The sequence below is a fragment of the Pectobacterium parvum genome (assembly GCF_020971565.1).
GTDB classification, from domain to species: Bacteria; Pseudomonadota; Gammaproteobacteria; order Enterobacterales; family Enterobacteriaceae; genus Pectobacterium; species Pectobacterium polare.
Genome location: NZ_CP087392.1, coordinates 3,249,996 through 3,261,893, shown reverse-complemented (window position 1 = coordinate 3,261,893; position 11,898 = coordinate 3,249,996). Strand labels below are relative to the sequence as shown.

Annotated in this window: 10 protein-coding genes; 8 read left to right on the top strand and 2 right to left on the bottom strand. The window is 55.6% G+C overall.

Annotated features, from left to right (window positions below; translation table 11 throughout):
- The first annotated feature begins 263 nt into the window (after positions 1 to 263).
- The 8 genes from LOZ86_RS14675 (at position 264) to arnF (ending at position 9,114) form a co-directional block, all read left to right on the top strand.
- Complete coding sequence (locus LOZ86_RS14675; protein ID WP_039486386.1) at positions 264 to 1,430, top strand: nucleotide sugar dehydrogenase; 1,167 nt, start codon at positions 264 to 266, stop codon at positions 1,428 to 1,430.
- A gap of 221 nt (positions 1,431 to 1,651) precedes the next feature.
- Positions 1,652 to 2,800 (top strand): UDP-4-amino-4-deoxy-L-arabinose aminotransferase, encoded by a 1,149-nt coding sequence (arnB, locus tag LOZ86_RS14670; protein WP_161546875.1) that lies wholly within the window; start codon positions 1,652 to 1,654, stop codon positions 2,798 to 2,800.
- Positions 2,793 to 3,776: an undecaprenyl-phosphate 4-deoxy-4-formamido-L-arabinose transferase gene (gene arnC / locus LOZ86_RS14665; RefSeq protein WP_230242207.1), complete on the top strand. Its 984-nt coding sequence runs from the start codon at positions 2,793 to 2,795 to the stop codon at positions 3,774 to 3,776. The genes arnB and arnC overlap by 8 nt, the downstream gene beginning before the upstream one ends.
- On the top strand, positions 3,773 to 5,806 hold the full coding sequence (gene arnA / locus LOZ86_RS14660; RefSeq protein WP_039512888.1) for a bifunctional UDP-4-amino-4-deoxy-L-arabinose formyltransferase/UDP-glucuronic acid oxidase ArnA: 2,034 nt from the start codon (positions 3,773 to 3,775) through the stop codon (positions 5,804 to 5,806). Before arnC ends, arnA begins: the two co-directional genes overlap by 4 nt.
- Entirely contained in the window at positions 5,803 to 6,696 is an 894-nt protein-coding gene (arnD, locus tag LOZ86_RS14655) for a 4-deoxy-4-formamido-L-arabinose-phosphoundecaprenol deformylase (RefSeq protein ID WP_039486376.1), read from the top strand. Before arnA ends, arnD begins: the two co-directional genes overlap by 4 nt.
- Before the next feature lie 17 nt (positions 6,697 to 6,713).
- On the top strand, positions 6,714 to 8,384 hold the full coding sequence (arnT, locus tag LOZ86_RS14650) for a lipid IV(A) 4-amino-4-deoxy-L-arabinosyltransferase (RefSeq protein WP_039486373.1): 1,671 nt from the start codon (positions 6,714 to 6,716) through the stop codon (positions 8,382 to 8,384).
- The gene (arnE, locus tag LOZ86_RS14645) at positions 8,381 to 8,722 is read left to right on the top strand and encodes a 4-amino-4-deoxy-L-arabinose-phosphoundecaprenol flippase subunit ArnE (protein WP_039486371.1); all 342 of its coding nucleotides are present in this window, start codon (positions 8,381 to 8,383) and stop codon (positions 8,720 to 8,722) included. Before arnT ends, arnE begins: the two co-directional genes overlap by 4 nt.
- Positions 8,722 to 9,114 (top strand): 4-amino-4-deoxy-L-arabinose-phosphoundecaprenol flippase subunit ArnF, encoded by a 393-nt coding sequence (gene arnF / locus LOZ86_RS14640; protein WP_039486368.1) that lies wholly within the window; start codon positions 8,722 to 8,724, stop codon positions 9,112 to 9,114. Before arnE ends, arnF begins: the two co-directional genes overlap by 1 nt.
- Positions 9,115 to 9,144: 30 nt before the next feature.
- On the opposite strand, the gene LOZ86_RS14635 is transcribed toward arnF, so the two are convergent.
- Both LOZ86_RS14635 and LOZ86_RS14630 read right to left on the bottom strand, forming a co-directional pair.
- A complete protein-coding gene (locus tag LOZ86_RS14635; protein ID WP_039486365.1) occupies positions 9,145 to 10,200 on the bottom strand; it encodes an ABC transporter ATP-binding protein in 1,056 nt (351 codons plus the stop codon).
- A 2-nt stretch (positions 10,201 to 10,202) separates the two neighbouring features.
- Complete coding sequence (locus tag LOZ86_RS14630; RefSeq protein ID WP_039486493.1) at positions 10,203 to 11,780, bottom strand: ABC transporter permease; 1,578 nt, start codon at positions 11,778 to 11,780, stop codon at positions 10,203 to 10,205.
- Positions 11,781 to 11,898 lie beyond the last annotated feature (118 nt).

Genomic DNA, 11,898 nt, shown 5'->3' with positions numbered 1-11,898 from the left:
AAGTTGTAAATAAATATTTTATTTACCATTAAGTACGCTATGTTTAATTGGCGTTTAACTGGAGTTGCCAACAATAAGGCTATTGTATTTTTTACGTTTCAGCTGATGAGAGTAACGTGCCTGCGTGAATGTGGTGTACTTACTTACGAAAAAGGGACAGGAAATAAATTGAAATGTAACACCTCTATTATTCAGATTGAAAAATAATAAAGATACTTTGGCGGAATATGGTTTTCAGCCAGTGACGAAATAAAGAGTCCTTCATGAAAATAGCGATTAGCGGAACGGGATATGTCGGTTTATCGAATGGATTATTATTGGCACAACAGCATCAGGTTGTAGCGTTAGATATTGCGGCTGAAAAAGTGGCGCTGTTGAATCAAAGGAAATCGCCGATTAATGACGCCGAGATTGAGCGTTTTTTACAACATGAATCGCTGAATTTTTCCGCTACGCTGGATAAGTATGAAGCGTATACCGATGCGCAGTTCGTGATTATTGCTACGCCGACGGATTACGATCCGCAAACCAACTATTTCAACACGTCGTCGGTAGAGGCGGTCATTCGCGACGTGCTGGCGATTAATTCGCAGGCCATTATGGTGATTAAATCGACGGTGCCCGTTGGCTTCACTGAGAAAATCAGCCAGCAGTTGGATACGGATAACATCATTTTTTCGCCTGAGTTTTTGCGTGAAGGCAAGGCGCTGTATGACAATCTTTACCCGTCACGGATTGTGGTGGGGGAACGGTCGGAAAGGGCACGATTCTTCGCTAACCTATTGATGGGATGCGCATTAAAAAAAGATATTCGCGTGCTGTTTACCGACCCAACCGAAGCTGAAGCGATAAAGTTGTTTGCGAATACCTTTCTGGCGATGCGCGTGGCCTACTTTAACGAGTTGGACAGCTATGCTGAATCGCTGGGGCTGAATACCCGGCAGATTATTGAAGGAGTATGCCTCGATCCGCGTATTGGCGATTATTACAACAATCCTTCTTTCGGCTATGGCGGCTACTGTTTACCGAAGGATACCCGGCAGCTTTTGGCGAATTATTGTACCGTGCCGAATAACCTGATCAAGGCTATCGTGGACGCTAACCATACGCGAAAAGACTTCATTGCCGACACGATTATCCGTCGCCATCCGAAAACCGTCGGCGTTCATCGTCTTATCATGAAGGCGGGGTCGGATAATTTTCGCTTTTCTTCCATTCAGGGCATTATGAAAAGGATAAAAGCGAAAGGAATCAATGTCGTGGTTTATGAACCTGGGATTGATGATGATGATTTCCTGGATTTCCCTGTTATTCACCAACTCGGCAGTTTCAAACAACAGTGTGACATTATTATTACCAATCGTTATGCCGATGAATTAAAAGATGTGATAGGGAAAGTTTATACAAGGGATTTATTTGGTGAAGATTGATTTCTTGTCGTAAATTAATAGATCAATAAATCGACTTTTCGCTATTCGAGAAAAGTTAACTTTTTCATTGTAATTAATTATGTCTTATTGTTGCTTTTTCACGTTGTGTCGTTTATTTGTGATTTTAATATTGTCGCAATAAATTAAGGTTGGCTTAAGGCTTCATTATTTATAATTTCTCAATGATGGTTTGTCGCCATTATTTATTTTGGGAATATGTTATGACAGATTTTTTGCCTTTTTCCCGCCCGAACATGGGTGAAGAAGAAATTGCTGCCGTGGCGGAAGTATTACGATCCGGTTGGATAACCACGGGGCCGAAATGTCAGCAATTAGAGCAGGCGTTTTGCCAGCGAATTGGCTGCCGACAGGCGATTGCGGTCAGTTCGGCGACGGGCGGCATGCACGTCACGCTGATGGCGCTCGGTATTGGCCCCGGCGACGAGGTGATTACGCCGTCTCAGACCTGGGTTTCAACCGTCAATATCATCACGCTATTGGGCGCGGAACCGGTGATGGTGGACGTAGATCGACATACGTTGATGGTGCGACCGCAGGATATTGAGGAAGCTATCACACCGAAGACCAAAGCGATTATTCCTGTGCATTATGCTGGCGCTCCGGCCGATCTTATGGCGCTGCGTGCTCTCAGCGAGCGCTACGGTATTCCGCTGATTGAGGATGCGGCGCACGCCGTCGGTACGCAGTATCGCGGTGAATGGATCGGCGCGTGTGGAACCGCCATTTTCTCGTTTCATGCCATTAAAAACATCACTTGTGCGGAAGGCGGCATGGTGGTGACGGACGACGAAGCGCTCGCCGAACGCATACGCAGCCTGAAGTTTCACGGGCTGGGTGTGGATGCATTCGACAGGCAGTTGCAGGGGCGCAAGCCGCAGGCTGAAGTGGTGACACCGGGATTTAAATACAATCTGGCAGATATCAATGCCGCCATTGCGCTGGTTCAGTTGGATAAACTCCCGGCGATCAACGCCCGCCGTCAGCAGCTTGCCGCGCGCTATCTTACTCAACTGCGCTCATTGCCGCTCCAGCCGCTAGCGGTGCCTGACTATCCCCATCTGCACGCTTGGCATCTGTTTATGGTGCGTGTGGATGAAACACAGTGCGGCATATCACGCGATGATTTGATGGCGGCACTGCAAACGCGTGGCATTGGCACTGGGCTGCATTTCAGAGCAGTGCATACGCAAAGATATTACCGTGAGCGCTATCCCCACTTGCACCTGCCAGCAACGGAATGGAATTCGGCGTCGCTGATGACGCTGCCGCTGTTCCCCGATATGCAGGACAGCGATGTCGATCGCGTCGTCGCGGCGCTAACCTCGATTCTGGAGTCTGTTCGTGATTGATGACATCAAAAATGTTTCTGTTGTGATTCCCGTTTATAACGAAGAAGAGAGCTTGCCGGTGCTGATCGAACGCACGCTGGCGGCCTGTCAGAAGATCGGTAAACCCTGGGAAATTATTCTGGTTGATGACGGCAGCAGCGATCGCTCGGCGGAATTGCTGACCGACGCAGCGAGCGACCCTGGAAATCACATTATCGCCGTGCTGTTGAACCGCAACTATGGTCAGCACTCGGCTATCATGGCTGGATTCCAGCAGGCGGTGGGCGATGTGATTATCACGCTGGATGCCGATTTGCAGAACCCGCCGGAAGAAATTCCTCGGCTGGTGGAGTACGCTGCGCAAGGGTATGACGTGGTCGGCACCGTGCGGGCAAACCGGAAGGATTCGCTGTTTCGCAAACTGGCCTCGAAAACCATCAACATGATGATCCGGCGTTCAACTGGGAAATCCATGGCGGATTACGGCTGCATGCTGCGCGCGTATCGTCGCCACATTGTCAGCGCGATGCTGCGCTGCCACGAACGCAGCACCTTTATTCCCATCCTTGCCAACACATTCGCCCGGAAAACCATCGAGATCGATGTGCTGCACGCCCAGCGTGAATTCGGCACGTCCAAATACAGCTTTCTGAAGCTGATTAACCTGATGTACGACCTGCTGACCTGCCTGACGACGACGCCGCTGCGCATACTCAGCCTGATTGGCAGCGTCGTTGCGCTGTCGGGATTCCTGCTGGCGCTGTTGTTGATCGGCCTGCGTATGTTTCTCGGTGCTGAATGGGCAGCAGAAGGCGTGTTTACGCTGTTTGCCGTGCTGTTCATGTTTATCGGTGCGCAGTTCGTCGGGATGGGGCTATTAGGGGAATACATCGGCCGTATCTATACCGATGTCCGTGCCCGACCACGCTATTTTGTGCAAAAAACAGTGAGTGCGGCAACACCACTGGCTACCACTTTACGGGATGAAGAAGAATGAAAGCGATCGTATTTGCCTACCATGATATCGGCTGTGTCGGTCTTGAGGCGTTAAAGCAAGCGGGTTATGAGATTCAGGCCGTGTTCACGCACAACGATGCGCCGGGCGAGAACCACTTCTACGCCTCAGTGGCGAAAATGGCAGCAGAGATGGACGTGCCGGTATTTGCCCCGGAAGACGTTAACCATCCGCTCTGGGTGAATCGCATTCGTGAACTGGCACCGGATGTTATTTTTTCCTTCTACTACCGCACGTTATTAAGCGATGACATTCTCCAACTGCCATCGTTTGGCGCTTTCAATCTGCACGGTTCTTTGCTGCCGCGCTACCGAGGACGTGCACCGGTGAATTGGGTGCTGGTGAACGGCGAGACGCAGACGGGCGTGACGCTGCACAAGATGGTGTCCCGCGCCGATGCCGGTGATATCGTCGCGCAATCTGTGGTGGCGATTGATGAGGAAGATACCGCGCTGACGCTACATGGCAAATGCCGTACCGCCGCTGCCGCTTTGCTGGCGCAGCAACTGCCGCTGATCCGCTCGCGTGAGATTACGCTGACGCCGCAGGATGACAGCCAGGCCAGCTATTTCGGACGTCGCTCGGCGGCAGACGGGCTGATCGATTGGCAAAAAAGTGCCCGTGAGATCAACAACCTGATCCGTGCGGTGACGGAGCCGTATCCGGGCGCGTTTACGTTCCTCGGTGAGCGCAAAGTGATTATCTGGCGCGCCCGTGTAGTGAAGGTTAATCGCGTTAAAAACAGTGATGTGAAAGCCAATGGTGTGAAGTATGAACCAGGTTCGATTCTCTCGACGTCGCCGCTGGTGGTGTCCTGCGGTGAAGATGCACTTGAGATCGTCAGCGGACAGAGTGAAGCCGGACTGTATATGTCGGGCAGCCGACTGGCGGCGGAAATGGGCATGGTGGCACAGGCGAAACTGGGTAACCTCGCTAGCCGTGTGCAACGACGCCGCACGCGCGTTCTAATTCTCGGCGTGAATGGTTTTATCGGTAACCACCTGACCGAACGCCTGCTGCGCGACGATCGCTATGAAATCTACGGGCTGGATATCAGCTCGGATGCCATCGCGCGTTTTCTTGGCGATCCGCGTTTCCATTTTGTGGAAGGCGATATCAGCATTCATAACGAATGGATCGAATACCACATCAAGAAATGCGATGTCATTCTGCCGCTGGTGGCGATTGCCACGCCTATCGAATACACCCGTAACCCGCTGCGCGTGTTTGAGCTGGATTTTGAAGAAAACCTGAAAATTGTGCGCGACTGCGTGCGCTATAACAAACGCATTGTCTTCCCGTCCACCTCGGAAGTGTACGGCATGTGTGATGACAAAGAGTTTGATGAAGATACCTCACGCCTGATTGTCGGGCCGATCAACAAGCAGCGCTGGATCTACTCCGTGTCCAAGCAACTGCTGGATCGGGTGATCTGGGCGTACGGCGCGAAAAGTGGCCTGCGCTTTACGCTGTTCCGTCCGTTTAACTGGATGGGGCCGCGGCTGGATACGCTGGATGCGGCACGCATTGGCAGCTCCCGTGCGATTACCCAGCTGATCCTCAATCTGGTGGAAGGATCGCCGATCAAGCTGGTGGACGGCGGGGCGCAGAAGCGCTGTTTTACCGACATTCACGACGGCATTGAAGCGCTGTTCCGCATTATTGAAAACCGCAACGGCCAGTGTGACGGACAGATCATCAACATTGGTAATCCGCACAATGAAGCCAGTATCCGCGAACTGGGTGAAATGCTGCTAACCAGCTTTAATGCGCACCCGCTGCGTGATCGCTTCCCGCCGTTCGCCGGGTTTATTGACGTGGAAAGCAGCAGCTATTACGGCAAGGGCTATCAGGATGTCGAGCACCGCACGCCGAGCATTCGCAACGCCAAACGCCTGCTGGCATGGGAACCGACGGTGAAGATGGATCAAACCGTCGCGGAAACGCTGGACTATTTTCTGCGTACTGTTGACCCCCAGCACACTGCTGACGCCAAGGATGCGCAGGGATGACGCGTGTTGGCCTGCGGATAGATGTTGATACCTGGCGCGGTACTCGGGACGGCGTGCCCGCGCTGCTGAATGCGCTGGCAGAGTTCGATATTCAGGCGAGCTTCTTTTTTAGCGTCGGGCCGGACAACATGGGGCGTCACCTGTGGCGTCTGCTGCGTCCACGCTTCTTATGGAAGATGCTGCGCTCCAACGCGGCCTCGCTCTACGGCTGGGATATCTTGCTGGCCGGTACGGCGTGGCCGGGGCGTCATATCGGTGCGCGGTTTGGCTCGCTAATCCGCCAGACGCACGACGCAGGCCATGAAGTCGGGCTACATGCCTGGGATCATCACGGCTGGCAGGCGAATGTCGCCCGCTGGTCGGATGCGCAATTAGCCGCGCAGTTCTGTGAAGGAATGGACGCGCTGACGTCGATGCTGCCATCGCCAGTGCGCTGTTCCGCCGTGGCAGGCTGGCGAGCCGATTCGCGTGTTGTAGAGATGAAACAGCGCTGGAATCTGGACTATAACAGCGACTGCCGCGGCACCCGACCTTTTCGACCGCGCCTGGAAAATGGTGAGTTGGGCACCGTGCAGATCCCGGTCACATTGCCGACCTACGATGAAGTCATCGGCGAGCGCGTGAGTGACGGTGAATTTAACGACTTTATTCTTGAGGCGATCCAGCAGGATCGCGGCGTGCCGGTCTACACCATCCATGCGGAAGTTGAAGGTGGCGCGAAGCTGGCGCAGTTCCGTCAGTTGCTGCTTCGTGCCCGCCAGCAGCACATCGAATTTTGTCCGCTTTCCGCATTACTGCCTGATGACCCCGCCATGCTGCCCGTTGGGCGGATTGAACGTGCGCCGTTTCCCGGTCGGGAAGGCTGGCTTGGTGTGCAAACGGAAGAATAAATAAAGCAGGAGATAGTATGGAAAAAGGCATGATAAAGCTGAAAAGTACCGTGATACTGGTGCTATTTGCTTTGCTCTACCTGTTGCCGCTTAACGGCCGCTGGCTGTGGTCGCCGGACGAAACGCGCTATGCCGAAATCAGCCGCGAGATGCTTCAGCGCGGCGATTGGATCGTGCCGCATTTGCTGGACGTTCGCTACTTTGAGAAACCTGTTGCGGGCTACTGGCTGAATAACATCAGCCAGTGGCTATTGGGTCATACCAATTTTTCCGTGCGCTTTGCCTCGGTATTTTCTACTGGGCTGAGCGCGCTGCTGGTGTTTTGGCTGGCGATGCTGTTGTGGAAAAACCAGCGTACCGCACTGCTGGCAGCGACGATCTATCTGACATCGCTGCTGGTGTATGGCATCGGCACTTACAGCGTGCTCGATCCGATGGTGACGCTCTGGATGACGGCGGCGCTGTTCAGCCACGTGCTGATTCAGCGCGCCACGCTGACGCGCGAACGGCTTATGGCCTGGGGGCTGATGGGGTTGGCTTGCGGCATGGGGTTCATGACCAAAGGCTTTTTGGCGCTGGCCTTGCCAGTCATCAGCGTGCTGCCGGTGGCGCTGGCGCAAAAGCGAATTAAGAAATTGCTGCTGTTCGGGCCGCTGGCGATTGTCGTCGCGGTATTGCTGAGTGCGCCGTGGGCGCTGGCGGTGCATGCGCGAGAAGCCGATTACTGGCACTACTTCTTTTGGATTGAGCATATCCAGCGTTTTGCAGAAGACGATGCGCAGCATAAAGCACCGTTCTGGTATTACCTGCCGGTGCTGATTGTCGGCGCCTTCCCCTGGCTGGCGCTGCTGCCGGGCGCGTTGCGCAGCGGCTGGACAGAACGAAAAGCGAACCCAGAACGGTTCCTCCTACTGTGCTGGATGGTGATGCCGCTGCTGTTTTTCAGCATCGCTAAAGGCAAGCTGCTGACCTACATTCTGCCGTGCTTTGCGCCGCTAGCGCTGCTGATGGCGGCGTGGATTTCTGGGTTGGCACCTGCGGTACGCGAACGTGTACTGCGCATCAATAGCTGGCTCAACATCACCTTTGGCAGTGTGCTGGCACTTGCGGTTGCCGCGCTTGGCTTTGGCATTATTGTGCCGCATTTCTATCAATCGGGAGAAGGGCTGACCATCGTCTCGGGTGTCATCTGCTTTATCGGCTGGATTACCTTTGCCGCTGTCAGCCTGAAAAAGCCGCGAGCGTGGGGCTATCTGGTGGCGGGCTGTCCGCTATTTCTGGCGCTGCTCTTCGGTGGAAGTATTCCGGCGAGCGTGGTCGATTCAAAGAACCCTCAAACCTTCATTCGTAGCCATCAGCCGTTGCTGGAGGAGAGCCGCTATGTGCTGAGCGACGAGGTTGGGCTGGCGGCCGGACTGGCGTGGGAGCTGAAGCGCAGCGATATCACCTTATTCAAGGCGCGGGGCGAGCTGAACTACGGGCTGAATTATGCGGATGCCGCTGACCGCTTTGTGGATGAGGGTGCTTTCCCGGCCTGGCTTTCGGAGAAGCGGCATAGCGGAAATGTCGCGCTGGTGCTGAAGGTCGATAGGGATACCGATGAAGAATACCGCAACCTGCCTGCTCCCGATCAGTTGAAAAAATCGCACCGCTACGTGCTGCTGTTTTATAAGCAGATAGCACCATGAGTTATCTTTTGGTGGCTATCGTTTGCCTGCTCACCAGTCTGGGGCAACTGTGCCAGAAACAGGCAGCGGAGTGCTGGCGGCGTTTACCCACGGATCGTCGTCAACGCGTGACGTTGGGATGGCTGATACTGGCGGCTCTGCTGCTTGGCATCGGGCTGCTGCTGTGGCTTGTGGTGTTGCAGCAGATCCCGCTCGGCGTGGCGTACCCGCTGCTGAGCATCAATTTTGTGTTGGTCACGCTGCTGGCGCACTACGGGTTTGGCGAGCGTGTGGACAGGCACCACTGGTGGGGCATTGCGCTGATTGTCACCGGTATCTATCTGATGCAGGGGGGATGATGGCGAAAAAAGGCTATGTCTGGGCGCTTGGCAGTATTGTGCTCGCCAGCACCGCGCAGGTGTTAATGAAAAGCGGGATGCTGGCGCTGCCGAGCATTTCCATTGCACACTGGCCGTCGCTCAGCACGTTACTGGCCGGCTGGCCTGCGGTTGCGGTGCTGTTCGGGATGCTCTGCTACGGCCTGTCGATGGTGTGTTGGTTCATGGTGTTGCGCTATCTGCCGCTAAGCCGTGCCTATCCGCTGATTAGTCTGAGCTACGCGGTGGTTTATCTGGCGGCGGTTTTCCTGCCGTGGCTGAACGAACCGATGAGCCTGCGCAAAAACCTCGGCGTCCTGATTATTCTGCTGGGTGTCTGGCTGGTGAGTCGCAACGCGCAGACGGCGCGATAAGCCGCCTGCGCATGCTACTCACGATGATCATTATTGACTGAAAACGTGTGCCGCACCGTTCACGCTTAGGCTGACCTGCTGGCCGACGGCAAAAGCGGCGTGGCTGACGGTTTTCAGTTCAATGATATCGGCTTCTGCGTGGTGGACGTGCAGCGTCAGCGTCGAGACGAAGCCGGAAAAATCGACTTTGCGGATGGTTGCGCTAATCGTTGCTGCGCTATTCCCCTCAACGCTATTTTCCCCAGCATCCTGAATCGCGATCTGCTCTGGTCTGAGCATGATTCTTACTTTCCCGCTTGCGGTTGGGCGATCCACCGCGATACGTCCAAGCAAACAGTCAGCCTGATTGCCGTCGATCTGCGCATCGAGAATCAGCGTTTCGCCGAGGAAGGTCGCGATATCTTCGCTGGCGGGCTGGTGGTAAAGCGCCCACGGTGAGCCGGATTGCGACAACTTGCCGTCGCGCATGACGACAACGTGGTCAGCAAAGGACAGCGCTTCTCCCTGATCGTGGGTCACCAGAACCGATGCCACGTTAGCCTGCTGCAATACGTCTATCACGGCTTTACGGGTGGCGGCTCGCAGGCCGGTGTCCAGCGCGGAAAAGGGTTCATCCAGCAACATCAACGTAGGGCGCTGCGCCAGCGCGCGAGCTAGTGCGACACGCTGCTGCTGACCGCCGGAAATCTCATGCGGCGAGTGTTTCCGCAAATGTGCCGGAAGAGAAACCAGTGCCATCAACTCATCCACGCGCTTTTGTTTTTCCGCCTTCGCCCCTTTGAGCCCAAATGCGATGTTGTCCGCGATACAAAGATGCGGGAACAGCGCGCCGTCCTGCGGTACGTAGCCGATTCCGCGCTGATGGGCAGGAACGGAAAGCCCGCTCTCGCAGAGCGTTTGTCCGTTCAGCGTGATGACGCCGCTATCCGGTTTTTCAAACCCGGCAATCAGGCGCAGCAGCGTGGTTTTCCCCGAACCGGACGGGCCGACAATCGCCGTGCGGCGGCTGTTTTCTAGCGTCAGATGAATGTCAGACAGCACGGTTCGCCCGTTAAAACTTTTGCTGACGCGATGGAGTTCCAACATGATTACAGCCCCGCCATTTTTTGTGATTGCGTGTAGAGAAACCAGGTCCACGGCAGCGACAGTAGGACCAGAGTAAGCGCGTAGGGTGCCGCCGCCGGATAATCGATCTCACTGGTGAGCGCCCAAAAGCCAGTCGCCAGCGTGCGGGTGCCGTTGGGAGCCAGCAGCAGCGTGGCGGTCAGCTCGTTAATGATCGCCAGAAAGACGAGCGTTGCCCCGGTGGCAACGCCGGGCGCGGCCAGCCGAACGGTCACGGTCATTAACGTCTGCAACGGCGAACGCCCCAGACTGGCGGCGACCTGCTCCAGTTCTACTGGTGCCTGTGCGATACCGGCGCGCAGATTAACCAGCGCCCGTGGCATAAACATCAGCAGGTAAGCCAGCAGCACGGTGAATTCGGTCTGATAGAGCGGCCTGATAATGTGAATCGTGGTGGTCACCAGCGCCAGCGCGACGACGATACCCGGCAGAGAGCTGGTGATGTAATTGCATCCTTCCAGAAACCGATACAGGCGGCTGGGGTGGCGAATCGTCAGCCAGGCCATCGGGATCGCCGCCAGCGTCGTCAGTGCGGCACCGCTCAGCGCCAGCATCATGGTCTGGCGAAAGGCATCAAGCAGTTCGCGGCGCTGCCACACTTCCCAGCCGCCAAACCACAGCCAGCGGGACAGCGTAATAAAAGGTACGCCGAGCGTTAGCAGCACCAGCGTCGCCAGTAGCAGCAGAGCCAGTAATAGCGGAAGCCGCGACAGACGTACCGGTGTGACAACCTGCGGCGCGCCGGAACCGACATGGGCATAGCGCGTGACGCCGCGCACGCGGGCATCCGCACACAGCAGAAACAGGCACAGCAACGCCAGCACGCCAGCCAGCATGTTAGCCGCCGGACCATTAAACGTTGACTGAAACTGATCGAAGATTGCGGTGGTAAAGGTATCGAAGCGGATCATAGCGAACAGGCCATACTCCGCCAGCAGATGCAGCGCAATCAACAGCAGCCCGCCGCCGATAGCCAGCTTTAGCTGCGGCAGCACCACGCGGAAAAACACAGTAATGGGAGGCACGCCCAGCGTAGCCGCGACATCTTCCAGAACGGGATTAAGCCGTCGCAGCGTGGCGGCGCAGGGCAAATACAGAAACGGTAAATAAGCGACAACGGATAAAAACACGCCAGCTGGCAGACCATGCAGGCCGGGCGCGGTACTGATCCAGGCATAGCTTTGTACAAATGCGGGTATTGCCAGCGGCGCGGTGAGCAGCAGTGACCACAGGCGTCGGGCGGGCAGGGTGGTACGTTCCGTCAGCCAGGCCAGCAGTACGCCGAGCACCGTGCAAATCGGCAGCGTCAGGACAACCAGCAGCACCGTGTTGGTTAGCAGTTCGCCGACGCGAGGGCGCAAGAGCAGCGCGCGCGCCGTTTCCCAACCGGTATCAATGCTCACGCCAATCACAAAGCCCAGCGGAATAAACCCCAGCAGGGATAACGTCAGAGCGACGATCGTCAGCAACGCAGCTGGCTTGCGTAATGGCGTAGAAGGGGCGGTGAACGGGGTGGTTTCGCTGTAGCTAACGTTTGTCATACGGCCTGTGGCTGCCTCGTTAGGTCGATATTTTGAGACGATGAAGCCGCGCTGAGCGGACATTCGAGTGAGGATTCGTCAGGGCGCGGACGCCCTGACGAAAGGGGGTTATGACATC

Bases quoted from the DNA above. Each gene is read 5' to 3' on its own strand.
- LOZ86_RS14675 (WP_039486386.1), top strand. From the start codon at position 264: ATGAAAATAGCGATTAGCGGAACGGGATATGTCGGTTTATCGAATGGA.
- arnB (WP_161546875.1), top strand. From the start codon at position 1,652: ATGACAGATTTTTTGCCTTTTTCCCGCCCGAACATGGGTGAAGAAGAA.
- arnA (WP_039512888.1), top strand. From the start codon at position 3,773: ATGAAAGCGATCGTATTTGCCTACCATGATATCGGCTGTGTCGGTCTT.
- arnD (WP_039486376.1), top strand. From the start codon at position 5,803: ATGACGCGTGTTGGCCTGCGGATAGATGTTGATACCTGGCGCGGTACT.
- arnT (WP_039486373.1), top strand. From the start codon at position 6,714: ATGGAAAAAGGCATGATAAAGCTGAAAAGTACCGTGATACTGGTGCTA.
- arnE (WP_039486371.1), top strand. From the start codon at position 8,381: ATGAGTTATCTTTTGGTGGCTATCGTTTGCCTGCTCACCAGTCTGGGG.
- arnF (WP_039486368.1), top strand. From the start codon at position 8,722: ATGGCGAAAAAAGGCTATGTCTGGGCGCTTGGCAGTATTGTGCTCGCC.
- LOZ86_RS14635 (WP_039486365.1), bottom strand. From the start codon at position 10,200: ATGTTGGAACTCCATCGCGTCAGCAAAAGTTTTAACGGGCGAACCGTG.
- LOZ86_RS14630 (WP_039486493.1), bottom strand. From the start codon at position 11,780: ATGACAAACGTTAGCTACAGCGAAACCACCCCGTTCACCGCCCCTTCT.